The sequence below is a fragment of the Streptomyces sp. NPDC096323 genome, from assembly GCF_040302845.1.
Lineage (GTDB): Bacteria > Actinomycetota > Actinomycetes > Streptomycetales > Streptomycetaceae > Streptomyces.
Map to the genome: position 1 here is coordinate 239,829 of NZ_JBEOSI010000002.1, position 24,470 is coordinate 264,298.

General features: G+C 72.1%; 17 protein-coding genes. 1 reads left to right on the top strand and 16 read right to left on the bottom strand.

Features of this window, described 5'->3' with window-relative positions; translation table 11 throughout:
* The 16 genes from ABTX18_RS05135 to ABTX18_RS05210 all read right to left on the bottom strand — a co-directional run bounded on the left by ABTX18_RS05135 (position 1) and on the right by ABTX18_RS05210 (position 23,554).
* On the bottom strand, positions 1-3,315 hold the full coding sequence (locus tag ABTX18_RS05135; protein ID WP_352121367.1) for an FtsX-like permease family protein: 3,315 nt from the start codon (positions 3,313-3,315) through the stop codon (positions 1-3).
* 170 nt (positions 3,316-3,485) lie between these two features.
* Entirely contained in the window at positions 3,486-3,890 is a 405-nt protein-coding gene (locus tag ABTX18_RS05140) for a globin (protein WP_352121368.1), read from the bottom strand.
* Between the two features lie 101 nt (positions 3,891-3,991).
* Positions 3,992-5,389 (bottom strand): FHA domain-containing protein, encoded by a 1,398-nt coding sequence (locus tag ABTX18_RS05145; protein WP_352121369.1) that lies wholly within the window; start codon positions 5,387-5,389, stop codon positions 3,992-3,994.
* Positions 5,390-5,498: 109 nt separating this feature from the next.
* Positions 5,499-6,851, bottom strand: a complete 1,353-nt coding sequence (locus ABTX18_RS05150; RefSeq protein WP_352121370.1) for a vWA domain-containing protein — start codon at positions 6,849-6,851, stop codon at positions 5,499-5,501.
* A gap of 108 nt (positions 6,852-6,959) precedes the next feature.
* Positions 6,960-8,327, bottom strand: a complete 1,368-nt coding sequence (locus ABTX18_RS05155) for a PP2C family protein-serine/threonine phosphatase (protein ID WP_503061095.1) — start codon at positions 8,325-8,327, stop codon at positions 6,960-6,962.
* Positions 8,324-11,131, bottom strand: coding sequence for a serine/threonine-protein kinase (locus tag ABTX18_RS05160; RefSeq protein WP_352121372.1), 2,808 nt, complete (start codon positions 11,129-11,131; stop codon positions 8,324-8,326). Before ABTX18_RS05160 ends, ABTX18_RS05155 begins: the two co-directional genes overlap by 4 nt.
* Positions 11,132-11,225: 94 nt before the next feature.
* The gene (locus ABTX18_RS05165; RefSeq protein WP_352121373.1) at positions 11,226-12,560 is read right to left on the bottom strand and encodes a coiled-coil domain-containing protein; all 1,335 of its coding nucleotides are present in this window, start codon (positions 12,558-12,560) and stop codon (positions 11,226-11,228) included.
* A gap of 167 nt (positions 12,561-12,727) precedes the next feature.
* Positions 12,728-13,798, bottom strand: coding sequence for a glutamate ABC transporter substrate-binding protein (locus ABTX18_RS05170; RefSeq protein ID WP_503061096.1), 1,071 nt, complete (start codon positions 13,796-13,798; stop codon positions 12,728-12,730).
* A gap of 11 nt (positions 13,799-13,809) precedes the next feature.
* Positions 13,810-15,222: a GlnX family signal transduction membrane protein gene (locus ABTX18_RS05175; protein ID WP_503061097.1), complete on the bottom strand. Its 1,413-nt coding sequence runs from the start codon at positions 15,220-15,222 to the stop codon at positions 13,810-13,812.
* Positions 15,223-15,558: 336 nt separating this feature from the next.
* Positions 15,559-16,533 carry an N-acetylglucosamine kinase gene (locus ABTX18_RS05180; RefSeq protein ID WP_352121374.1) on the bottom strand — a complete coding sequence of 325 codons (975 nt, stop codon included), beginning with the start codon at positions 16,531-16,533 and terminating at the stop codon, positions 15,559-15,561.
* Positions 16,524-17,789 (bottom strand): 6-phospho-beta-glucosidase, encoded by a 1,266-nt coding sequence (locus ABTX18_RS05185; protein WP_352121375.1) that lies wholly within the window; start codon positions 17,787-17,789, stop codon positions 16,524-16,526. The genes ABTX18_RS05180 and ABTX18_RS05185 overlap by 10 nt, the downstream gene beginning before the upstream one ends.
* Positions 17,790-17,792: 3 nt before the next feature.
* Positions 17,793-18,695 carry a carbohydrate ABC transporter permease gene (locus ABTX18_RS05190; RefSeq protein ID WP_352121376.1) on the bottom strand — a complete coding sequence of 301 codons (903 nt, stop codon included), beginning with the start codon at positions 18,693-18,695 and terminating at the stop codon, positions 17,793-17,795.
* Between the two features lies 1 nt (position 18,696).
* The gene (locus tag ABTX18_RS05195; RefSeq protein ID WP_352121377.1) at positions 18,697-19,638 is read right to left on the bottom strand and encodes a carbohydrate ABC transporter permease; all 942 of its coding nucleotides are present in this window, start codon (positions 19,636-19,638) and stop codon (positions 18,697-18,699) included.
* A gap of 10 nt (positions 19,639-19,648) precedes the next feature.
* Entirely contained in the window at positions 19,649-20,986 is a 1,338-nt protein-coding gene (locus ABTX18_RS05200) for an ABC transporter substrate-binding protein (protein ID WP_352121378.1), read from the bottom strand.
* Between the two features lie 62 nt (positions 20,987-21,048).
* Positions 21,049-22,272, bottom strand: coding sequence for an ROK family transcriptional regulator (locus tag ABTX18_RS05205; protein WP_352121379.1), 1,224 nt, complete (start codon positions 22,270-22,272; stop codon positions 21,049-21,051).
* 211 nt (positions 22,273-22,483) lie between these two features.
* Positions 22,484-23,554 (bottom strand): mechanosensitive ion channel family protein, encoded by a 1,071-nt coding sequence (locus ABTX18_RS05210; RefSeq protein WP_352121380.1) that lies wholly within the window; start codon positions 23,552-23,554, stop codon positions 22,484-22,486.
* Between the two features lie 367 nt (positions 23,555-23,921).
* On the opposite strand from ABTX18_RS05210, the gene ABTX18_RS05215 reads away from it, so the two are divergent.
* The gene (locus tag ABTX18_RS05215) at positions 23,922-24,458 is read left to right on the top strand and encodes an HNH endonuclease (protein ID WP_352121381.1); all 537 of its coding nucleotides are present in this window, start codon (positions 23,922-23,924) and stop codon (positions 24,456-24,458) included.
* The last annotated feature ends 12 nt before the right edge of the window (positions 24,459-24,470 follow it).

The window sequence follows — 24,470 nt, forward strand, 5'->3', positions numbered from 1 at the left end:
TCAGTGATCCCCCTGGGTGCGCAACGATGTCGCCGGGTCGGCGCTGCGCAGCGTGAGAACGGCGACGACGATCAGCGGCAGCGCAGCCACTCCCGCCATCAGCACGGCCACCTGGCCGGCCGGCAGCTGCACCAGCATGGGGGGCACCGGCGCGGAGGCCTGCCCGGTCAGCACGATCAGCGGCACGACCGCGCGCGTCAGCAGGGCGCCGAGCAGGGTGCCGGCCAGCAGTGCGATCGTGATCAGTACGCCCTGCTCGGCGGCCGTCATCCGGGCCAGCTGCCGGCGCGGCGCGCCCAGGGCACGCAGCACGGCGAACTCGGCGGAACGCTCCCGCTGCGAGCCGACCGAGGCCACCGCGAAGCCGACCGCGGCCAGCGCGGCGGCGATGACCGCCACCGCGAGGAGCGCGGACTGCGGACCGGCTCCCAGCGGATCGCCGAGCAGGTCCTGGGCGACCTCGTCGCGCACCTGCACCTGTACGGGGTCGGTGTCGGGCTGCTTGCGGAGCGCGGCCGCGACGTCCGCGGTCCGGCCCGGTTCAGTGCTCAGCCACCACTCCGTGGCGGTGAGCCGGGCGTTGGGGCGCTCGGCGAAGACCCGGCCCAGGGCCCGCAGGTCGAGGAGGAGGGCACCGCCGTCCCGGGCCCGCTGCGATTCCCCGGTGGCGATGGAGGAACCCGGGCCGGGTCCGGTGGTGGGCAGCCGGTGCACGGTCCGCGCGATTCTCACCCGGACCGTTTCCCCGGCCAGGGTGACGTCGACGTTCTGCCCCTGCTGGGCCCCCGTCGCCTTCAGATAGGCGTCCGTGGCCACGGCGTTCAGGGCCGGGGCCTTGGGACGGACCGCGGTGATCCGCACATTCAGGGCCGGTACCGCGTATGCGGCGTCCTCGGGCGTGACGGAACCCGTGGCGTAGTCGAGGCTCAGCGGGGCCGTGGCCGAGGCGGCCGGGTGGACGGCCTCGCCGGGCCGCACCTCACCGAACGCGTCGGCGGTGATCGCCGCCTGCCAGCCGAAGCCGTCGGGGACCGGGACCGGGTGCTCGACGCCGTCCGGGCCGACGCCGCGCAGGGCGCTCACGGTGAGCCGGTGCGACTGCCCGACGCCGACGGGCTGCTGGTCATCCAGCTCGATCCCCGTGAGGGCCAGCTCGCCGGCGGCGGCCACGTCGACCGAGATCGGATGCGCCCGGCCGTCGACGGGTATGGAGCCGACGATCACCTGGTAGGGGAGGCCGTAGCGGTCCTCCAGCTCCAAGGTCACCCGCGGCGCCATGCCGGACGGCGAGACGTGACCGGGCGCGGTCACGTCGGAGATCCGCAGGTCGAAGCGGAGCCGCGTGCTCTTCTTCGGCAGCAGCAGTCCCGGCCGGGCCGCCTTCGGCGGGGTGAGCGTGTCGAACAGCCGGTCCACGGGCCCGTTGCCGAGGTCGCCGCGCATCAGCATCCGCTCGTCGGCGTGCGCGGTGTCCAGCGCGAGGACCTCGGCGGTGCGCTCGTCGGAGAGCTCCACCGACGCGCGGAAGGCGGGTGCGGCGTCGCGTATGCCCGGCAGCCTCGCGTACGCACCGGACTTCGCCGGGTCCGCGTTGACCCCGCCGGTCGCGCGCACCGACGCACCGGACCTGAAGTCCGCCTGGTCGCTCTGGGAACGGTTCCAGGACGCGCTCTGCCCGATCGCCAGCATCCCCATCGCCATGGCGAGCACCAGCAGCAGGACCGGCCCGGCCCCCCGCAGGGGGCGGCGGCTGAACTGCCAGCCCGCCAGCGCCGTCGCCAGTCCCCGGCCGCCGGCCGCCCGGCGCTCCGCGAGCCTGGCGGCCGGCGGCAGCAGGCGCAGCGTCAGCACGGTGCCGGCCAGCAGCGCCAGGGCGGGAGCGGCGACCAGCAGCGGATCTATGCCGAGCCGGCCCTCGCGGTCGCCGCTGAGCGCGCCACCACCCGCATCGCCGGTCTGCCGGTCCAGCTGCCAGTACGCGACCGCCGCGATCACCAGCAGGGCGATGTCCGCACCCGCCCGCACCGGCGCCGGCAGCGCCGCGGAACGCGTGGAGCGCCGGCCTCCGGCACTGGCGGCCAGCGCCGGGCCGACGACAGCGAGCGCGCACGCCAGCGCGGTGGCGGCCGCGACCAGCCACACCTGGCCGGTGACGCCCCCGTCGAGCCGCAGGCCGATCCGGGAGAGCTCGCTGCGGTCCGCCAGGAGCCGGGTCAGCGGTCCGGCGAGCAGCGGGGCGACCACGGCGGCCGGCAACGCGAGCAGCAGCGCCTCGACCGCGGCGAGCGACGTGATCCGGAGCCGCGACCCACCGCGGGCCCGCAGCAGTTCGGTCTCGCCGGCGCGCTCGCTGCTGAGCAGGCGCGCCACCAGCAGCAGGGCGTACCCGGCGAGCAGGACCAGCTGCACCGCCACGATCATCAGCGTCGAGCGGGAGACCAGCAGCGCCCGGTCGATCTGGTCGAGGACGGTGGGCAGCGAGGTCTGCGCACTCGCGCCGTCCCTGAACTCCGGAGTGGCGAGCAGAGCCTTGGGGGCGGTGGTCGCCGATCGGTGCAGCGCGGCCATCCGGCCGGTGGTGACGGTCCGGAAGTCGGCGGAGGCCAGCCAGGACATCTCACCCGGACTGAGCCGGCCGGAACCGAGCACGGCGGGGTCGGTGAGCAGCGGGCCGTACGTCGTGAAGACGAGCTTGCGGCTGCCGCGTCCCCCGAGCGCGTCGAGCTTCCAGTACGGGTCGGACGGGTCCGCGGCCTTGTAGAGACCGGTGATCAGGAGCTGGACCGGCTTCCCGCCGAGCCGGTCGGTGACCTTCAGCCGGGCGCCGGGCTTCAGGCCGAGGACGTCGGCGGCGGTCGCGGGGAGCGCGACCTGAACGGGAGTGCCGGCCGCCGCGGCCTCGGGCATCCTGCCCGCGGTGAGCCGGACCCGGCCGCGGTCGAGGGAGGCGAAGTGTGTGAGGTCGGGGTCGCCGCCCCGGGCGGCGGGGTCCTGCAGGCTGCGCGGCAGCGCGTACGGCCCCGAGGACTCCAGCTTCCGTACGGTCACCGGGAGCCCGTCGAACGTGTCCCGGGCGGCCCGGCGCACGGACGCCTCGGCGGCGTCCCGCTGGTCGCGTTCCACCTGCACGGACACCACGAGAGCGGCGGGCGCGGCCGACCGGTGGGTGAGGGTGTGGCGCAGCGCGGCGTCACCGATGGAACCGGAGAACGCGGTGAGGGCGGCCAGGACCGAGGTGGTGAGAAGGACGGCCAGGACGGCCGCGGCGAGCAGGAGCCGATGGGCCCGCACCCGCAGTAGGACGAACCCCGTCACCTGGCCCCCTGATCACCGCTCACGCGCACTCGTTCACCCCCCGGTGCGTTCGTCACGGATGCTTTCAGACTGCAGCCCCTGCTGGAAACCGCTTACAGGCATACCTTGATGCGATTGTGATCGATATGCGAAACCGGCGTTCCGGATTTCGCACACATCCGACCGGGGAATCAGCCCTCGGTGTTCATCATCGAGGCGGCCGCGTAGGTGAGGTAGTCCCACAGCTGCCGGTGGTGCTCCGGGTCCAGCCCGAGCTCGTCCAGGGCCTCGCGCATGTGGTGCAGCCAGGCGTCGTGCGCGGCGCGGTCCACCCGGAACGGCGCGTGCCGCATCCGCAGCCGGGGGTGTCCGCGCGCCTCGCTGTAGGTGCGGGGGCCGCCCCAGTACTGCATCAGGAAGAGAGCGAACCGCTCCTCGGCCGGGCCGAGATCCCCTTCCGGGTACATCGGCCGCAGCAGCGGGTCCCCGGCCACGCCCTGGTAGAAGCGGTGTACCAGGCGCCGGAAGGTGTCCTCGCCGCCGACCAGCTCGTAGAAGGTCAGCTCCTGCAGCGTGTCGCGCGGGTTCTCAGTCACCCGTCCATGGTCGCAGACGCGCCGGCCGGGCACGGGGGCCGAGGGAAAGACGGCCGGCGAGGGAGCGTGCCCCTCGCCGGCCGTCGCGCTGTCCGCAGCCGTCAGTCCCTGCGGATCGTGATCGTCGTCCACGCCCCGACGTGCACCTGGTCACCGTCCTGGAGCGGCACGGGGACGTAGGGCTGGATCGGCTCCTCGGCGCCGTTGAGCGTGGTGCCGTTCGTCGAGTTCTGGTCGACCACGGCCCAGCTGCTGTCCGGCTGCTGCACCAGCACCGCGTGCTGGTGCGAGACGCCCGGGTCCTCCGGGGGCACCGACAGGTCGATGTCCGGGGACTCGCCCGTGCTGTGCCGGCGGCGGCCGATGGTGATCTGGTTGCCGGTGAGCGGCAGCTGCTGTTCCGGGGAGTACGCCGGGAGGTTGAGCCCGGTGGCCTCGGGGCCGCTGCGCTGCATCATCGCCAGGAAGTACTCACGGTCGGGCGCGATGACCGCCGTCCAGTTCATGGACTGCGGAGCCTGGTGCTGGCCCTGACCCTGCTCGGGACCCTGGCTCTGGCCGTGGCCGTGGCCGTGGCCGTGGCCCTGGTTCTGGCCGGGGTACGGCTGCTGCTGCATCGGCGCCTGCGGGCCCTGGGCCTGCGAGGGCGGCGACAGCAGCCAGTCGTCACCGCCGGTCTGCGGCGCCTGCGGCTGCGGCGGGGCCGGCGGGCCGGGCTGCTCGAAGACCGGGGGAGCCGTCTGCTGGAACGCGGGCGGCGCGCTCTGCTGCTGCTGGAAGGGCGGCGGGTTCTGCTGCTGGAACGGCGGGGGCGGTCCCTGCGGCGCGTTCTGCTGCTGGAAGGGCGACGGAGGCGAGCCCTGCGGCGAATTCTGCTGCTGGGCGTGCTGCTGACCCTGGGGGAAGCCCTGCGGGCCGCCCTGCTGATTCGGCTGCTGTCCCTGCTGCTGGAACGGCGGGGGCGGCGGCGGTCCCTGCTGGCCCTGCGGCGGGAACGGGTGAGGCGGCTGCTGACCCGGTCCCGGCGGGCCGGGCCGGTCAGGGCCCGAGGAGAGCGGCTCGGCAGACCGGTTCACCTGCGAGGGGCGCGAGCTCTGGTACTCGAACGGATCGCGGGGCTCGCGCTGCTGCGGCGGGCCGGGCGGCTGCTGGGCCTGGAAGCCCGGCGGCAGATTGAGTCCGGGGACCGGACCGCCCGGGGCGCCGTGCTGCGGAGCCAGCGGCGTGTACGAGGTGGCGGTGTTCGTGAGGAAGTTCCAGCGGCACTCCTCGCAGAACGGCGCCATGGCCTCCCGCGGGGTGCGGCACTGGGGGCAGAGCTCGGCCTGCTGGGTCGCATCGGGGCCCGAGCCCTGCGGGTATCCGTAGCCGCGTGCGGGGGGCGGGGGAGGCGGCGGGGGAACGGCGCCCGCAGGCGCGCCCGCCCCGGCCATGCGGTGGCCGCAGACCTCGCACCAGTCCTCGGAACCCGACTGGTGTCCGTTCGGGCAGGTCGGCATGTCGGCGCTTCCCCCTTTCCTCGTCCGGCCCCGGGGGCCGTCGTTTTTTTCTTGCGTCGCCGCCCGGCGGACCTGGCCGGTCGGGCGGCTCATCAGTGCGGATATGTGGTTACTTCTTGACGCGAACTGTCTTCGTGGAGCGCGTTTCGAGTGTCATCTCGTCCGCTTCCGCGACTTTCGCCTTCAGTCGCACAGTACCGGTCGCCGCGTCGACGACGTCTACCACCTTCGAAAGCAGTTTCGCAGTGTCCTCGTTCCCGGACGCCGATGCCAACTGCACCGCACGGCCGAGCTTGGCCGTCGCGCCGTCGAAATCACCTGACTTGCGCGCATCGAGGCCCTGCTGGATGACTTGTGCCAGTTCCGCCTGGCCCGTGTAGTGCGCGACCTGGGGATTGATCGAGGTCGACGCCACCATGTCGTCCGTCCACACCGCCCGTACCAGACCCTGCGAGAGCGTCTGCGGCGTCCCGCCCGCAGGGTCGGGCAGGATCAGCGACACGCGGGCCGCCAGCATCTCCTGCCCGATGCCGGCCTCAGGCACCTGTACGCACACGTGGTAGTCGCGGGACTCGTTGCCCCAGGAACCGGTGGGGTAGTCGCCCGCGCGGGGCCCGGCCTCGGTGCGGCGGCCGGTCAGCTCGGCCACCGTCGGCGCGACCTGCTTCACGAACTTGATCTCCACGCCGACCGGGGTCCAGAGCCGCAGTGCCACGTCCGCGACCTCCTTGCCCATCGCGTTCTCCATCATCTGCGTGAAGTCGGCGGCCAGCCCCGACGGATCGGCGACGATGTCGGCCGTCCCGAGCAGCGCGGAGGCGATCGCTGTGACCTCTTTCACTTCCCAGTCGGTGCCGACGCCGCGGGCGTCACACGTGAACCGGCCCGCACACGCGTCGAGCGCCGCCCGCAGATCCTCGGGCGCCTCGTGCTCGTTGCGCCCGTCCGTCAGCAGGATCCCGTGCCGGATTTCCACGTCTGCGGCGCCGAGCAGCCGGTCGGCCAGCCGCAGCCAGGTCCCGATCGCCGTCCCGCCGCCCGCGCCGAGCCGGCGCAGCGCCTCCTTCGCCTGGGCCTTGGTCTGCGCATCGGCGACGGCGAGCCGCCCGTTGCCGGGATAGACGTCCTTGGCCACGTGCGTGCCGCTCACCACGGCGAAGGAGGTGCCGTCGCGCAGGGTGTCGATGGCCGCCGCCGTCGCGTCGCGGGCGTTGCGCATCTTCGTCGGCGGGTAGTCCATCGAACCCGAGCAGTCCACCATGATCACCACCGCCGCGTCGGCGGCCCCGCCCGGCGGGCGGGAGAGCGTCGCACCCGTCAGCGGCACGCCGCCCGTGGTGCCGCCGCCGGTCGAGGTGACCGTGATGATGCCGTTGACCTCACGGCCGCCCTCGGGCAGATATTCGTTCTGATACACCTCGACGGAGAACTGCGGCACGTTGGACTTGGAGAAGTTGGCCATCTGATCGGCTCCTTGAGGCTCCACGTGTCAGATGAAGACAGATGTGCGGACAACGGCATCGGAAGGACAAGGGGCGGACGGACGGGGCGGTCCCTTCTGCCTGCGGCTTCAGGCGGATCCTGCCCCTTGCGGTGGTACGGCGAACGGGACCAGGGCCACTGTTACGTTGTCGTGGCCCCCGCCGTCGAGTGCGTGACCGACCAGCACCTGGGCGCCGTGCAGCGGCCGTTCGTACGCGTCCTCGGGCACGGCGGCGGCCATCTCGGACGCGGACTCCGCGTAGTTCCACAGGCCGTCCGTGCAGACCACCACGAGTCCCGGCCGGTCGGGTTTGAACGACGCGGTGTGCGGCTCCAGTTCGTAGGCGTCCGCACCGAGCCAGCCCGTGATGGCGTGGGCACGCTCGTCGGCGTACGCCTCCGCCTCGTTCATCAGGCCGGCCGCGACCATCTGCGCGGCCCACGAGTCGTCCTCGGTGAGCCGGGCCGGCGCACCGGCGCGGTCCTCGGGCACCCAGTACACGCGGCTGTCGCCGACCCAGCCGACGACCAGCAGTCCGCTCACCATGATCGCGCCGACCAGGGTGCAGGCCGGGGCGTTCTGATGGCGGTGCGGATCCTGCTCCTGGGCCTGACCGGCGTCGCTCGCCAGCAGGTTGACCGACTCGGCGGCGGCGACGATCGCCTCGTGCATCGCCTGCTGCGGGTGCGTGCCGCGCGGGAGTGACTCCAGCAGCGCCTCGTTGGCGGCGTACGCGGCGGCCGCCGAGGCCTCGTCGGGCCGGCTGGCCGACGACACCCCGTCGCAGACGATCGCGACGACGGCCGGCGAACCGTCCGGCAACGCGGTGGTCGAGACGGCGAACGAGTCCTCGTTGCGGTGATGACGCAGTCCCCGGTCGCTGACCGCGGCGACCGAACCGAGCTCCTGCTCCATGTGGTCGCGCTCGCGGGGCTGGGCGTGGCCGCAGTTCTCGCAGTAGCCGTCGTCGTCGACCCGGCCGGCCCGGCAGGCCACGCACACCTTGCCGCCGGCCGACGGGGCCGGGGCCTGGGCGGGGTCGGGGCCGTGGCCGGGGGAGGTACGGGGATCGGGCGCCGCTCCCGCGGCCGCGGGAGCGGCCAGCTCGAAGTCGCCCGACGCGGCGGGGCCGTAGCCCGCGCCCGGCACAGGATCGCCGGCCGGGGCAGGGGTCTGCCCGAAGCCCGAACCCGGCACCGGCTCCCCGGCCGGGGCCTGCCCGAAGCCCGCACCCGCACCCGGCGCGGTGGGCGCCTGCCCGAAGCCCGCACCCGCCGCCGGTTTTGCGGCCGGGGTGGTGACGATGGGGATCGTCGGGCGGTCCTGCGGCGGCTCGGGCACGGCCGACAGGTCGTACCCGCACGCACCGCAGAACAGGTCGCCCGGCTCCAGCGGCTCCTCGCAGCCCGGACACCTCGGCAAGGCAGTCTCCTGGTGATTCTGCGACATGTTCACACCCACGTTCGGGGGCGGAAACGGTTGGCCCGCTCCACCAGTTCGATCCTCTCGTCACCGGGCTCCGCAAGCCGGGCGAGCATCCGGTACGACCGCTCCAGCCCGAAACGCAGGCCGCGCTCGTCCAGCTCACTGCCGAGCAGCGTCTTCGGCTCCTGCGTCCCGGCGTACGGGACCGCGTGCGGGTCCGATGGCCGAGCCGTGGGACTACCGGAGAGTACCCAGTCGAGCGCCGTCCCCAGCACCTCGGTCGACAACCGCTCGCGGCGCACCGCGTCCAGACCGAGCGCGGCCAGCCCCGAGACCTGCGCCGAGGCGGCCATCAGATCGGTGATCAGCGGGTCGTCCGGGGCCCGTTCGCGCAGCCGGGCCCGTACCGCCGCGACCCGGGCCGCCGTGAAGTGGATCGAGGCCTCCGGGACCGACTCCAGGGTCCTGACGGCGCCGGCCCGGTCCCCGGCCGCGAGCTGCACCCGGGCCAGGCCGAACGCCGCGCTGACGAAACTCGGGTCGGTCATCCAGACCAGGCGGTAGTACTCCGCGGCGTTGTCCAGCTGGCCCAGGACCTCCGCGCAGATGCCGAGGGCCAGTTTCGGCGCGGGCTCCCCGGGAAACGCGTCGTAGACCGCGTCGAAGGACAGCGCGGCGTTCTCCTTGTCGCCGGCCACCAGGGAGGTGAGCCCGCGGTACCAGACCACGCGCCAGTCGTCCGGGTGCTGCGCCTCCAGCGCGGTCAGGGTCGCCGTCGCGCCGGCGAGGTCGTTCATCTCCAGGGCGGCCCGCAGCTCCCGCAGCCGCGTCTCCAGCGAGGCGGTTGGAACGGCCTGCAGCGCGGCGATCAGTTCGGCGGGTGCCGAGGCCATCACCCCGGCCAGGAAACCCGCGTTGGGGTCGCTGGCGTCGACCCGGGGCACCGGCAGCGCGAGTGAGGTCCCGCGCACATCGAGCCCGGCCAGCCGGGGGCCGTTCGCGCTGTGCGGCCCCGGCACGCTGCCCGGACCCGTGACCGGGACCCGGGGGGCCGGAATGACCGCCTGCGGCTGCGTGTACGGGGGCCGGGCGCCGTTCCCCCCACCGCGGACGTGCGTGGTCGTGGAGGGCAGCGGCCCGGCACCTGCCGGAGAAGGAGGCGGGCCCGCGGGCAGGGCGCCCGGGACACCGCCGGGCGGCGCCACCGCGGCCGGCGGGGACACGGCCGGCGCCACCGGCGCTCTGCCGCCCCGCCGCCGCCCGAAGAGTCCGGGCCGGCCGGGCTCCGGCGCTCTGGCCCCCAGCCGCGAGACCTCATCCGCCCGGGTGGTGAAGAGTTCCGTGTCGGTGACGCGCAGCTCCGCACCGAACAGCGTCGACAGCGCCGGACGCGGACGCCCCGTCTGCAGCGACACCACCTCGCGCAACACGCCCGTCAGCTGCTCCGCCATCTCCGCGGCGGAGGCGAACCGCCGTGCCGGATCGGGGTCGGTCGCCCGCACGAGCAGCCGGTAGAACGACTCGTAGCTCCGGAACACCTCGATGTTGTCCGGGTCCGGGAGCGAGTCGACGAAGACGTTCGTGTACCCCTGGAAGTCGAAGGTCAGCACCGCGAGCGTGCGCGCGACCGTGTACAGGTCGGAGGCCACCGAAGGGCCCGCCTCCGCGACCTCGGGCGCCTGGTAGCCCACCGTGCCGTAGATGGCCGACTCCTCGTCGTCCATCCTGCGCACCGCGCCCATGTCGATCAGCTTCAGCTGGTCCTCGGTCTGGATCGCGTTGTCGACCTTGAAGTCGCAGTACAGCAGGTTGCGGCTGTGCAGGTGGCCCAGCGCCTCCAGCGCCTCGATGCCGAACGCGCACGCCTGCTCCACCGGCAGCGGATCCCGCTTCCCGGCCGGGGTGCGGCGCTCGTTGGCGATCTCCTTGAGCGCCTTGCCGCCGACGTACTCCATGACGATGTAGCCGTCGAGCGAACCGGTCCGCTGGTCGAGGTGCTCGACGAAGTTGTAGATGCGGACGATGTTGGAGTGCTCGATCTCGGCGAGGAAGCGGCGCTCGGAGATGGCCGCCGCCATGGCGTCCTGGTCCCCGGTGTCGAGCAGGCCCTTGAGCACCACCCACCGGTCGGACACCGCACGGTCCACCGCGAGGTAGACCCAGCCGAGCCCGCCGTGCGCCAGACAGCCCGCGACCTCGTACTGGCCGTGGACGATGTCGCCCTCCTGGAGCTTGGGCACGAAGGAGTACGGGTGGCCGCACTTGGTGCAGAACCCCTCCGTACGCCCCGGCCGATCGCCCCGGGACCGGCCCACCGGCGCCCCGCAGTCCGACCTCGAGCAGAACCGCTTGCGTTCGGGGACCTCCGGGTTCTTCATCACCGCGGTGCGCGGATCGGGACGCGGCACGTCCGGTACGAGCACCAGGCCGGCGCCCAGCCGGTTACGGCCCGAGGTCCCGGTCGACTTGGCCGAGGAGCGCACCGAGACCGAACGCGACGTGCTGCTACCGGACAGCGCGCGCGAGAGCCGCCCCGACACCGAACGCCGCGACGTCGACGAGCGGGACGAGGACCGCGAGGAGGCCCTGGACGAGGCCTGCGAACCGGAGCGGGCCGAGGCGCTGTTACTGCCCCGGCTGCCCCGCCCGCCGCCCGCGATCCCGGTGGGCGGCGAACTCACCATGCCGTCCCCGAGTTCTCGGCTTCGCTCGAACAGGGGAGACCCCAATGGCGAGACCACCGGCGCCAGACCGCACGTGTCGCAGTACAGCTCGCCGCCGCCCATGTCCTCGTAACTGCCCTCGCATGCGGGGCGCTGGCACTGCGTACTCACGGTCGTTCCTCCTGTTCGCCCCGCCGCCGCGGCGGCCTCGATGTTCCGTCCCTGTCCGTCCCGCACACCCTCCGGACCGAGGGCCCCGTCACTCTCATGGGTTCCCCCGCCGGTCCTCGGGGCCCGAAGGCCCGCGCCCGCCCAGCAGGTCCAGCGCCGCGTCCTGATAGCGCTGCACCGCCAGCGCGGCGACCCGCAGATCGCACGGCGCGCTCCACAGCATCCGGCGCGCCGCGTCGTAACGCTCGATGAGGACCGGGTCCTCCGCCAGGCCGTGCCGGGCCACCTTCGCCTTGTACGCGTCGAGCCGGCCCCGCAGCTCGGCCCGGACCGCCAGCGGCGCGGTGACCGCCGTCAGCTGCTCACGGGCCCGCAGCAGCTCCTCGTCGGCCTGCCGCTCCAAGGAATCCAGCAGCGGGGACAGCCGGTGCCACTGGGCATGCCTGCGGTACTCGGACGCCGCGGCGAGCCGCTCCTGGAGAGCCGTCGGCGGGCCGTTGACCGCGGGCACCTCGGACGCGGCGATCTTCGCCAGCACCTCACCGCGGGCCGCCCTGGCCTCGGCCAGCGTGCGGTCGGCCCGGGACAGGACGTCGCGCAGCTGGACGAGGCGCTGCTCGGCGTCCTGCCGGACCGCGAGCACCGCCTCGACCTCGCGCCGCACCTCGTCCAGCGCCCGGGCCGCCCGGTCGTAGCGCGTGGTGTCCGGGCGTCCGCCGCCGGGCGCCGAACTCCCGGGCCCCGGCAGCCAGAACGCGAGCGGGTCGGAGATCACCTGCGCCCGCAGCGTGGTCAGCTCCTGGACGATCGCCTGCAGTTCGTCGCCCGCCGGGTGCTCGCCGGGCCGGACGCCGACCGAGTGCGCCAGCGAATGGGTGCGGCGCAGTTCGGCGGCGAGCAGGTCTATCCGGGCGGGCATCGCCGACCACACGGAGTCGGAGGCGACGACCATGTCGAGCGAGCGCGCGTACAGCTCGTTCATCCGGTGGACCAGTTCCTCCAGCGAGAAGCGCTCGGAGAGCCGGGCCGGGCCGGTGACCGACGGATCGTGGCCGGCGGCGGCGTGCGCCACCGTGACCCCCTGGCCGCGCAGCAGCTCGGTGAGCGCCACCAGGTCCTCGCGGTTGGGCTGACGGCGCCGGGCGCGCACCTCGCGTGCCCGGTTCAGCGCACCCGCGTACGCGTCGAAGTAGGTCCACAGCAGGGCGATCGACTGCTCGGTGGTGCTCCAGCGCTCCTTGGTGACACCGGTGAGGTCGGCGCCCTCCAGCAGCCGGCGTCCGGCGTGGTCCTGGAGAGCGAGGAGCGAGGTCTCGATCGCCTCGTGCTCCGCGCCGAGCCGGGCCAGCGCACGGTCGGCCTCGTCCCGGTCCATGACCGGGCCCGGAGGCCGGGCCGCGTAGCTGGGGAAGGGGCCCGCGACGCCCATCGATCACCTCTCCGCTCTTCCTGCCGGGCGGGGGCCCGGCAGGATCAGTGCTGCCAACCCGCCGTCCGGGTGTCGGTCTCCCCGGTCCGGCCGTGATCCGAACGCAACGCGCTGGTGTCGGGACCGCCAAGCTCTGCCCGGTGGGGCAGACGTTGACGGTCACGGCACTACTCGTTCCGGTACTTGGGTGCCGGCGGCGCCGATATCCCGGGCAGCCCGTCCTCCAGCCAGGCGTGGTACGACGTCATCCAGGGGCTGTCGCCGCCCCCGGCGCGGTAGTCGACGAGGACCTTGTTGATCCGGGACACCAGGTCGTCCGCGCCCTTCTTGGTGGCCACGCCGTAGTACTCGGTGGTGAAGGGGGCGCCCTTGAGCTCCACGGCCGGGTCCTGGGCCGCCTGGCCCGCCGCGAGGGCGTTGTCCGTGACGACCGCGTCCACCTCGCCCAGCTGGAGCCGCACCAGGCAGTCCAGCTGGTTGGGGACGGTGAGCTTGTCCTCGTCGGCGGCGGTGCCGTCGTGCTCGTCCTTGAACACGGAGCCGAACGACTCCTTCTCCAGCGCCTCGTAGGCGGTGGACCCCTCGGCGGTGCAGACCCGCTTGCCGTCCAGTGAGGAGTTGAAGCCGGTGATCGCCTCGTCCTTGTCCGCGTCCTTGGCCTGCTTCGGTGCGAGGACCTGCTGACCGGCCTGGAAGTAGGCCGTGGAGAACGACACCTGGTCCAGCCGGGCGCAGTTGATCGTCATTGTCCGGACGACGACGTCGACCTTGTCGTTCTCCAGCGCGGCGATGCGCTGGTTGGTGGGGATGGCCCGGAAGATCACCTTGTCCTCGCTGCCGAGGATGTCCTTGGCGATGGCCCGCACCAGGTCGATGTCGAAGCCTTCGAGATTCCCGGACTCCGGATTACGGAATCCCCACTGGAAGCTGTTCTGGTCGACGCCGGCGATCAGCTTGCCCCGCTTCTTGATCCGCCCGATCGCGTCACCCTCCGGCATTCCGGGCAGCAGGCTGGCCTCGGGGTCCTTGCAGTCGCCGGCCCGTGCCTGAAGGGCATGCGCGGTCCCGGCCCCCGCCCGGTCGGCGCCGGAGGCGGTCTTGGCGCTGTGGGAGAGCGGCAGCAGGGTCAGCGATGCCGTCACCGCACAGGCCGCGGCCATGGCGGTCACCCCGCCCCAGCCGCGCAGGCGGCCCCCGCGGGCCGTCCCCGGGCCCGTCCTCGGGTCCTTCGCTGTCATCGCTCCCCCTGTCACCGGAACTCCGAGAGCCTGCGGTTGACTCCGACGATCGCCGTCACCGCGCCGAGCACGGCGAGGGCCGCGGCCCCGATCGGCAGCCCGCCCAGGGCCCCGCGCCCGTCCTCGGCGGCCCGGGTGAACTGGGCCTGCTCATGGGCGAGCGCCTTCCGCAGGGCGTTGTCCACCCGGCTGAAGGACTCACCCGTCGAGTTCTCCGACCCGATGATCTGCTCCAGCGCGGTGTCGTAGTCGCCGCTGTCGTCGGTCTTGCGGGCGGTCCGGTGACGGCTCTGCCACTCGGTGACAGCCGCCATGGCGTCCGCCACGGGCTTGCCACCCTCGGCGTCGCCCGTGTCCTTCGCGAGCTTCGCGGCCTTGCTCAGCTCCGCGCCGAGCGCCTTCATGCCCGTGCCGTAGTCGGTCTCGTACTTGTCCTTCTTGCCGTCCGCGGTGAGCACCGCGCCGCGGGCGACCACGGTGAGGTTCTCGTTGGAGCGCGCCTTCAGCGAGTCGATGCGCGCGCGGTTGAGCACGTCCAGGGACTGCTGCCCGTGCGTGTCCGACTCGGCCAGATCGGACCGGGCCACCGTGTGTCCCACCGCGAGCCACAGCAGCACCACGGTCGCCGCCGCGGTCGCCGCGAGCAGACCGTGGTTGAACACCCGGTTCGTCCTGCGGTAGTTGCGCCGCTGGGCCCAGAACAGCACGGCCAGCGCGATGACGCCGACGCCGAGGGAGAAGAACGGCCACGTCCGGGCGGAGTGGTAGTCCTGGTCGAGCCGGTCCGTCTCCGCCGTGTACAGCCGCTCCGCGGCCGGCAGCAGCTCGTTCGCCATCGTCTGGTTCGCGTACCGCAGATAGGCGCCACCCAGCGGCAGCCCCTGCCGGTTGGCCGCGCGGGCGCGCTCGATCAGCCCGGTGTAGCGCGGGAGTTCCTTGCTGAGCGTGGTGATCTCGTGGCCGGACTCCGTCGACGCGTCCGTGTTGGCCGCGGCCTTCACGAGCAGCCGGGAGGCCTCCTCGATGTCCTTCACGTACTGCTCGTGGACCGGGCGCGGTTCCTGCGGCCCGGCCAGGAAGCCGCTGGCGGCGGCCGCGTCGGCGTCGGCGAGCGAGCGGTAGATGCCCGCCGCGTCCGCGCTGAGCGGCTGACTGCGCTCCACGACGTCGTTGGCCGCAGCGGCGCGGTCACTGATCTCGAACGCCGTCACCGCCCCGAACGCCACGACGAGCAGCGCCAGAACGGCCCCGATGATCTGGAGCCGGCCCGGCTCCGTGGTCGCCGCGGCACGCAGCCGCTGCGTCGCGACCGCCCGGACGCTGGTCGGCGGCGGTGGCAGGTGCGGTGCGGGTACGGCCGTCGGCGCAGGCTGCTGCTCCGGCGCGCGGTGCGGCGCCGGAGGAACATTCGGCGGGTATGTCACTTGACCTCCCCCTCGGTCACTGACGGTGGCCCGCCCCCCGGCCGATCGGGGGACTGGTACCCGGCCAGAAGTATGGCCGCAGGGACCGGCGCCCATATGGCGAACGCCCGGATCCTGCACCGGTCCACGAAGCGGCCGACTGTCGTCAGCCGCGGTCACACAGCATTCGATCAAGGCCGGCGCCACCGATCAAGATGATCGGCGGCGCAATCCCCGAAGCGGATCGATCTCCCCACCCATGAACACGCCCGGGACAACTGATCGGTTCCCGTACGCAGCAGGCGTCCCGTAACCCGAAGGTTACGGGACGCCTCTGACACCCACGGTGTGCGTCCGTCAGCTGAACTGCGCCCGGAGCCTGGCGTGCACCTGCGGTGCGGCCCCCGTGTGGTCCAGGCCCAGCAGCCCGGCCCCCAGTACCGGCGACTCCTGCACCACCCGCACCACCGCCTTGGGGGCGCGTACGGCGAGGAGTTCGCCGATGCGCTCGTCCAACTGCGGGTGGCGGGCGGCCAGCACGCTGCCGCCCAGCACGACCGGAGCCACCTCGTCGAGCAGGCCGAGGCGCGACAGTGCGACCGAGGACAGCGCCACGACCTCCTCGGCCAGCCGGTCCACCAGCCCGCGCGCCACCGCGTCGCCGGAGGCCGCGGTCGCGAACAGCACCGGCGACAGCTCATGCCGTCGCGCGGAGTCGATCCGGCCCAGATGCACCGCCTCGATCAGCGCGTACATCGATGCGAGCCCGAAGTGCGCGGGCAGCGTAAGGGCCAGCTCCGTCGGCTCACCGCGGCCGTCCTCGGCCCGCGCGGCGAACCACATCGCCTCCTCGGAGAGTCCCGAACCGCCGCCCCAGTCACCCGAGATCCGGCCGATCGCGGGGAAGCGCGCGGTCCGCCCGTCCGGCACCATGCCGACGCAGTTGATCCCCGCACCGCACACGACGGCCACCCCGCGCGGCTCGTCCGCCCCGGCGCGCAGGATCGCGAAGGTGTCGTTGCGCACCTCCACCGTGCCCCCCCACGCGCGGGCGTGCAGCGCCTCGGTCAACTGCGCCTCCTCGACCGGAAAATCGGCGTTCGCGAGGCAGGCGGACACATGGGCGACGGACCCGGCGTCCACGCCGGCCGAGGCCAGCGCCTGCTCCACGGCCGCGCCGAGCACGTCCACGGCCGCGCCGATACCGGCCACCGGGGGCTGGAAGCCACCGCCCCGGGCCGTGGACAGCACGCTGCCGTCCTCACCGATGAGTGCCACATCGGTCTTGCTGTTCCCCGCGTCGATCGCGAGGACGCATCCGTTCACGCCCACGCGAGGTGCTCCCGGTTGTGCGCGACCAGCTTGTCGGTGAGCGCTTCCGCGTACTCGAACTGGCCGATCAGGGGATGTGCGAGCAGCGCCTTGAACACCCGGTCGCGACCGCCGTGCAACGCCGCCTGCAGCGCCAGGTCCTCGTACGCGGTCACGTTGGCGATGAGGCCGGCGTACAGCGGGTCCAGTTGTGGCACGGCGAGCGGCGTGGCGCCCGCCTTGTCGACCCTGGCCTGCACCTCGATCACCGCGTCGTCCGGCAGGAACGGCAGGGTTCCCTTGTTGTACGTGTTGACCACCTGCACCGCGGAGCCGCCGCCGCCGAGCAGCGAGGCCGCCAGGTCCACGGCCGCCTCCGAGTAGAACGCGCCGCCGCGTTTGGCGAGCAGCGCGGGCTTCTCGTCCAGCGCGGGGTCCCCGTACAGGGCGAGGAGCTCCTTCTCCATCGCGGCGACCTCGGCCGCCCGCGAGGGTTTGGTGCCGAGCTCCCGCACGACCTCGTCGTGCGCGTAGAAGTAACGAAGGTAGTACGAGGGCACGACGCCGAGGCGGTCCACGATCGCCCGCGGCATGTGCAGATCCTTCGCGATCGCGTCGCCGTGCTCGGCGATCAGCCGCGGCAGCACGTTCTCGCCCTCGGGGCCGCCGAGACGCACCCCGAGCTCCCAGCTCAGGTGGTTCAGCCCCACGTGGTCGAGGTGTACCTCGCCGGGGGTCACGTCGAGCAACGCCGCGAACTTGCGCTGAAAACCGATCGCCACGTTGCACAGGCCGACGGCCTTGTGCCCGGCCTGGAGCAGCGCCCGGGTGACGATGCCGACCGGGTTGGTGAAGTCGATGATCCAGGCATCCGGATTGGCGCGCCGGACCCGCTCGGCGATGTCGAGGACGACCGGGACGGTGCGCAGGGCCTTGGCGAGGCCGCCGGCCCCGGTGGTCTCCTGGCCGACGCAGCCGCACTCCAGCGGCCACGTCTCGTCCTGGTTGCGGGCGGCCTGGCCGCCCACGCGCAGCTGGAGCAGGACCGCGTCCGCGCCGGCGACGCCCGCGTCGATGTCCGAGGTGGTGACGATCCTCCCAGGGTGGTCCTGCCGGGCGAAGATCCGCCGGGCGAGGCCGCCGACGAGCTCGAGCCGGTCGGCCGCCGGGTCGATGAGCACGAGCTCCTCGACCGGCAGCGTGTCCCGCAGCCGGGCGAATCCGTCGATCAGTTCAGGTGTGTAGGTGGACCCGCCACCCACTACTGCGAGCTTCATGAATCAGCCCTTTACTCCGGTCAGTGTGACGCCCTCGACAAAGGCCTTCTGTGCGAAGAAGAAGACGACGATCACAGGGGCCATGACCAGAACGGTCGCGGCCATGGTCAGGTTCCAGTCGGTGTGGTGTGCGCCCTTGAAGGACTCCAGTCCGTAACTCAGCGTCCAGGCCGCCGGGTTCTCGGAGGCGTAGATCTGCGGTCCGAAGTAGTCGTTCCAGGCGTAGAAGAACTGGAAGAGGGCGACGGCGGCGATGCCCGGCTTCGCCATCGGGATCACGACGCGCAGCAGGGTGCGGAATTCGCCGCAGCCGTCGACCTTCGCCGCGTCCAGGTACTCGTTCGGAATGGTCAGCAGGAACTGCCGCAGCAGGAAGATGGAGAACGCGTCGCCGAAGGCCATCGGGATGATGAGCGGCCACAGCGTGCCGGACATGTCGAGCTGCTTGGCCCAGAACAGGTACATCGGGATCACGACGACCTGCGGCGGCAGCATCATCATCGAGATGACGAGCATCAGCGACAGATGCCGGCCGCGGAAGCGGAACTTGGCGAGGGCGTACGCCACGGGCAGCGAGGACACGACCGTGAGGACGGTGCCCAGACCCGCGTACAGGAGGGTGTTCTTCCACCAGGTCAGAAAGCCCTCGGTCGCGAACACCTCCTTGTAGTTGCTCCACTCGAAGGGGTGCGGCCACAGGTCACGGGTCAGCGCCTGCTGGTCGCTCATCAGCGAGGTGAGGAAGAGGAAGACGAACGGCAGCACGAAGAAGAGCGCGGCCGCGACGCCGAGCGCGTGCACGGCGATCCAGTGCAGCAGCGTCCTGCGGCGGGCGGTGCGTTCGGCCGGGGTGACGGGGTCACTCACCGGACCGGCGGACTTGGGGGTGTCGAGAACCTGCGCCACGTCACTCACCTGCCTGGATCAGCCCGCCGCGGCGCCGCATCAGCAGTGCGGTGAACGCCATGGCGAGGACGAAGAGAACGAGCGCGACCACACAGGCGGAGCCGTAGTCGAAGCGCTGGAAGCCGAGGTTGTAGACCAGCTGCGGAAGCGTCAGTGTCGACTTGTCGGGATAGCCCGGTTCGAACTGCTGCCCGGAGCCGCCCATGACCCCCGAAGCGACCTTCCCGGCCACCAGCGGCTGGGTGTAGTACTGCATCGTCTGGATGATGCCGGTGACCACGGCGAACATGATGATCGGCGAGATGTTCGGCAGGGTGACGAAGCGGAACCGCTGGTACGAGGACGCCCCGTCCAGCTCCGCCGCCTCGTACTGCTCCTTGGGGACGTCGAGGAGCGCCGCCATGAAGATCACCATCAGGTCGCCCACCCCCCACACCGCGAGGGCGGTCAGCGCCGGCTTGGACCAGGTGGCGTCGGTGAACCAGCCGGGGGTCCCCATGCCGAGGTCGCCGAGGATCGAGTTGACCGGTCCCGTGCCCGGGTTGAGCAGGAAGACGAAGCCCAGCGTGGCGGCGACCGGAGGCGCCAGATACGGCAGGTAGAACAGCGTCCGGAAGACCCCGGCCCCCGTCTTGATCTTGGTGATCAGCAGGCCGACGCCGAGTCCGAACACCACCCGGCAACTGACCATGACCACGACCAGCCAGAGGGTGTTGCGCAGGGCGGGCCAGAAGAGCGGGTAGTCGTTGAAGACGAACGACCAGTTCTGCAGCCCGCTGAACTCCGGGGCGGTGAAACCGTCGTAGCTGGTGAAGGAGAAGTACAGCGTGGAGATCAGCGGGTAGGCGAAGAAGACGCAGAACCCGATCAGCCACGGCGACATGAAGGCCGCCGTACGGAGCGCCGCGCGGCGGCGCTTCGAGCGGAGTGTGTACGTGCTCATCGTGTCGGCTCTACTTCGCCTGGGCGATCGCCGCGTCGATTTCCTTCGCGGTCTTCTCCAGGCCCGCCTTGATGTCCTTCTGGGTGCCCTTCTCGACGGCGAAACCGAGGTTCTGCAGGGACACCAGGTACGCGCCGCCGTTCACCGAGGGCGGGGTGGTGGTGGACTCGGGGTTCGCCGCGATGTCCAGGAAGGTCTTGAAGCGGGGGTCGACCTTCAGCTTCGGGGACTTCAGCGCGGCCAGCGTCGACGGCACGTTGTGGATGGCGTTCGCGAAGTTCACCACCGCGTCGGTGTCGGTCGTCATGAACTTCACCAGCTCCCACGCCGCGTTCTGCTTCTTCGAGGTGGCGGCGATCCCCGCGATCGTCCCGGTCAGATAGCCCTTGCCGTACGTGTCCGCCTCGTCGTCGGCGACGGGCATCGGGGCCACACCGATCTCGAACTCCGGCTTGGTGTCCTCGGCCATGCCGAGCCGCCACTCGCCGTCCAGCTGCATGGTCACCTGGCCGGTGTGGAACGGGTGCTTCGCGCCCCACTCGTCACCGAAGCCCGTACGGAACTTCTCCAGCTTCTGGTAGCCGCCCAGCGAGTCGACCAGCTTCTTCTGCTGAGTGAGCATCGCGGCGAACGCCGGGTCCTTGGCGATGTTCGACTTGCCGTCCGCGTCGAAGTACGTCGGGTTCCAGCCACCGAGGTAGTGCTCGGTCGTCGACTCGTAGCCGTGGTAGTTCGGCATGAAGCCGAGCTGCTCGTACGAGTCGCCCTCGGTCTTCGTCAGCTTCTTGGCGTCGGCGGCGAACTCGGACCAGGTCTTCGGCGGGGAGGCGATGCCGGCGTCCTTGAACGCGTCCTGGTTGTAGTACAGCCCGTACGCGTCACCCAGCAGCGGCACCGTGCAGCGCACCCCGTCGAACTGGGTGTACTCGTTCATCGCCTTCGGGAACGTCGCGTCCGCGTCGATCCCGTCCTTCTTCAGGAACGGGTTGAGGTCGACGAAGGCCTTCGACGAACAGAACTTGCCCACGTTGTTCGTGGTGAACGACGAGACGACGTCCGGCGCCTTGGAACCACCCGCCCGCAGCGCCTGGTTGATCTTGTCGTCGGTCATGTTGCCGACGACCTTCACATGGATGTTGGGGTGCGCCTTCTCGAACGCGGCGACCGTGGCCTCGATCCCCTTCACCTCGGTCGGGGCACTCCAGCCGTGCCAGAAGTTGATGGTCGTCTCCTTGGACGCGTCATCACTGGCGCCGGCACTGCTCTGCCCGGTACAGGCGGAGGCGAAGAGGGCGATCGCGGCGGTCGCGGTGAGCACGACGGCGGGCTTCCGGCGATTTCCGGACATGGTGATGTCTCCCGATGAGGGGTTGGGGCGGGTAAGGGGGCGTACGTATGTGAGGCGAAAGCTCAGCGCGAGGTGTCGAACACTTCGTCGCGGGTGGTGGCGAGCGCGCTTTCCAGCGCGCCGCGCAGGACGGGCCGGTGGGTCACCTCACCGCTGATCAGCCGGGGCCGGGAGGCAGCCAGTTCGGCGAGCTCGGCCGCCACCCGGCCGCGCAGCGGTTCCCCGCCGCGCGCGATCAGCTCACCCGACAGCACGACGACTTCGGGGTCCAGGACGGCGACCATGGAGGCGAGACCGGTCGCCAGACCGGTGGCGAACAGATCGAGCAGCCGGCCGTACGGCCCGCCCTCGCCCCGCTCCACCGCCGCGGCCGCCCGGCCCACCAGCCCGGCCGCGATCTCGTGATGGGTGCCGAGGCCGCGTACCGCCTCGTCGTCGATGCCGAGCTCGCGGGCCAGCCTGGCGAGCACCTGGGCGCCCGCCAGCTCCTGGAAGCCGCCCGCGTTCGCCTTGGTGACCTGGCGTACGAGCGGGGCGCCGGGCACCGGCAGGAAGCCGACCTCACCGGCGCCGCCGGTGAAGCCGCGGTGCAGCCGGCCGTTGATGACGAGAGCGGCGCCGAGGCCCTCCTCGTTCCACAGCAGCACGAAGTCGTCGTGCCCCCGCGCCGCGCCGAGCCGCTGCTCGGCCACCGCGACGAGGTTCACGTCGTTCTCGTACTCCACCGGCATCGGCAGGAAGGCCGCCAGCTCGTCCAGCAGAGTGGGGGAGTGCCAGCCGGGCAGGTGCGAGGCGTACCGCAGCCGGCCCGTGCCGGGGTCGAAGGCGCCCGGAGTGCCGATGACGACGCGGTGCACATCGGAGCGGGTCAGCCCCGCCTCCTTCACCGCCCCGTCCAGCGCCTCCGCGACCTGCCGGACCACGCTGTCGGCGCGCCGCCCCGGGGTCCGCAGCTCGAACTCGCCGACCGTCCCGCCCGTCACATCGGCGACGGCGGCGACGATCCGGTGGGCGTTCACATCGAGCCCCGCGACATGGGCGGCCGACGCGTTGACGGCGTACAGCTGGGCGTTGGGCCCGGGCCGCCCGGCCGCGGTCCCGGTCGCGACGACCAGCCCGGCCGCCTCCAGCCGGGCCAGCAACTGGGAGGCGGTGGGCTTGGAGAGCCCCGTCAGCTTCCCGATCCGGGTCCGCGACAGGGGGCCGTGCTCCAGCAGCAGATCGAGGGCGGCACGGTCGTTCATGGCGCGCAGAACCCGGGGGGTACCGGGCGTGGTTCCGGCCATGGTCACTGCACCTGCCCTCTGTTAGGAAAGTTTCCTGTTCGATGTGAGGACGGTAGGGCGCACGCCACCGGGGCGTCAATGGGCTGTCGGGCGGTGGCGGCCAAAGTGTTACCTGGCGGACGCCGGGGAAAGTCAGGGCCGGGCGGATGCGCCAACGGCCGAGGGGCACTCCGCAGACCTTGCGGAGTGCCCCTCGGCGTAGGGGAGCGCGCTACTTCGTGAGGTTCGGCGTCGCCGGAGGGATCGGGGTCGTCGCCAGGGACTGGGGTGAGGTGGCCGAGGCGTATGCCGAGGGGGCGGCCATCGCGGCCGTCGGGTCGGCGGCCGAGGGCTCGTCCGGCTGGGCCGGGATGCCGCCGACCATGCGGATGCCCGCTTCGTCGAAGGCGCGCTTGATGCGCCAGCGCAGCTCGCGCTCCACGCCCAGGGCCTTGCCCGGCATCGTCTTCGCGGTCACCCGGACCGTCATCGAGTCCAGCAGCACGCTGTCCAGGCCCAGGATCTCCACCGGGCCCCACAGACGCTCGGTCCACGGGTCGTCCTTGGCCATCAGCTGGGCGGCCTCGGTGATCACCGCACGGACCCGGTCGAGGTCCTCCGTGGGGCGTACCTGCACGTCGACGCCGGCGGTGGACCAGCCCTGGCTGAGGTTGCCGATGCGCTTCACCTCGCCGTTGCGCACGTACCAGATCTCGCCGTTGTCGCCGCGGAGCTTGGTGACCCGAAGGCCGACCTCGATGACCTCGCCGGAGGCGACGCCCGCGTCGATGGTGTCGCCCACCCCGTACTGGTCCTCCAGGATCATGAAGACGCCGGACAGGAAGTCGGTGACCAGGTTGCGCGCGCCGAAGCCGAGCGCCACCCCGGCGACCCCCGCGGAGGCCAGCAGGGGGGCCAGATTGATCTCGAACGCGCCAAGGATCATCAGGGCGGCCGTGCCGAGGATCAGGAACGAGGCCACCGAACGGAGTACGGAACCGATCGCCTCCGAGCGCTGCCGGCGCCGCTCCGCGTTGACCAGCAGGCCGCCGAGCGCGGTGCCCTCCACCGCCTGGGCGCTGCGGTTCATCCGCTCGATGAGCTTGGTCAGGGTGCGGCGGACGGCTATGCGCAACGCGATCGCGATGGCGGCGATGAGCACGATCCGCAGACCGGTGTTCAGCCAGGTGGACCAGTTCTGCTCGACCCAGCTCGCGGCGTTGCCGGCCTGCTTCGCGGCTTCGTCCAGCGAGCCACCTGGCTCGGGCGACGGTGCTGCGGCCAACAGGGCGGACAGGGACACGGCGATACCTCCGGTTGGGCGAACGCTGAACAACCACACTAACGGGGCATCCGGAATGCTCCGTTGCCGTGCGAGAGGGGAGAGACGCGTCTCACCCGGGGATACGGAAGACGTAAGGCATGCCGGTGGTCGCGGCGGTGTGTGCGGGGCTGTCTGTGGCCGATCGCACACCGGTCGCGATCGCGGTGGCAGGCCCCCGAAGCGCCTGCTCCGACGCGTGCCGGCGCACGGGCGGTGGGGTCCCGCCACAAAATCCTTCCGGCCCGTTACCCGCACGTGGTGGCGCTCCGACCAGGCAGGAGGGGAGACTGGGACCGGATCGTCCCGGCGCGAGCCACGCGCCGCCGGCGTACAAGGAGGCGTCCACGTGCCGCATGTCCTGGTTCTCAACGCGTCGTACGAGCCACTCGGCGTCGTACCGCTCCGCCGCGCGCTCGTCCTCGTCCTCGAGAACAAGGCCATTTGTCTCGAGGAGTCCGGGGGCTACGTCCACAGTGCCACGCGCGCCGTCCCGGCCCCCAGCGTCGTCCGCCTGAAGCGGTTCGTGCGCGTCCCCTACCGGGGGCCGGTCCCGCTGACCCGCCGGGCGCTCTTCGCCCGGGACGGCGGACGCTGCATGTACTGCGGCGCCGCCGCGACCAGCGTCGACCACGTCATTCCGCGCAGCCGCGGCGGGCAGCACGCCTGGGACAACGTGGTGGCGGCCTGCCGCCGCTGCAACCACGTCAAGGCCGACCGCCATCTGCCCGAGCTCGGCTGGCGGCTGCACCAGGAGCCCGCGCCGCCGACCGGGCTCGCCTGGCGGATCATCGGCACGGGCCACCGCGACCCGCGCTGGCTGCCCTACCTGCAGCCGTTCGGCGCGGACGACGCGATGGCCCGGATCGACGGCATCTCGGCCTGACGGTCCGGGCGT

Bases quoted from the DNA above. Each gene is read 5' to 3' on its own strand.
- ABTX18_RS05145 (WP_352121369.1), bottom strand. From the start codon at position 5,389: ATGCCGACCTGCCCGAACGGACACCAGTCGGGTTCCGAGGACTGGTGC.
- ABTX18_RS05150 (WP_352121370.1), bottom strand. From the start codon at position 6,851: ATGGCCAACTTCTCCAAGTCCAACGTGCCGCAGTTCTCCGTCGAGGTG.
- ABTX18_RS05170 (WP_503061096.1), bottom strand. From the start codon at position 13,798: ATGACAGCGAAGGACCCGAGGACGGGCCCGGGGACGGCCCGCGGGGGC.
- ABTX18_RS05195 (WP_352121377.1), bottom strand. From the start codon at position 19,638: ATGAGCACGTACACACTCCGCTCGAAGCGCCGCCGCGCGGCGCTCCGT.
- ABTX18_RS05200 (WP_352121378.1), bottom strand. From the start codon at position 20,986: ATGTCCGGAAATCGCCGGAAGCCCGCCGTCGTGCTCACCGCGACCGCC.
- ABTX18_RS05185 (WP_352121375.1), bottom strand. From the start codon at position 17,789: ATGAAGCTCGCAGTAGTGGGTGGCGGGTCCACCTACACACCTGAACTG.
- ABTX18_RS05205 (WP_352121379.1), bottom strand. From the start codon at position 22,272: ATGGCCGGAACCACGCCCGGTACCCCCCGGGTTCTGCGCGCCATGAAC.
- ABTX18_RS05165 (WP_352121373.1), bottom strand. From the start codon at position 12,560: ATGGGCGTCGCGGGCCCCTTCCCCAGCTACGCGGCCCGGCCTCCGGGC.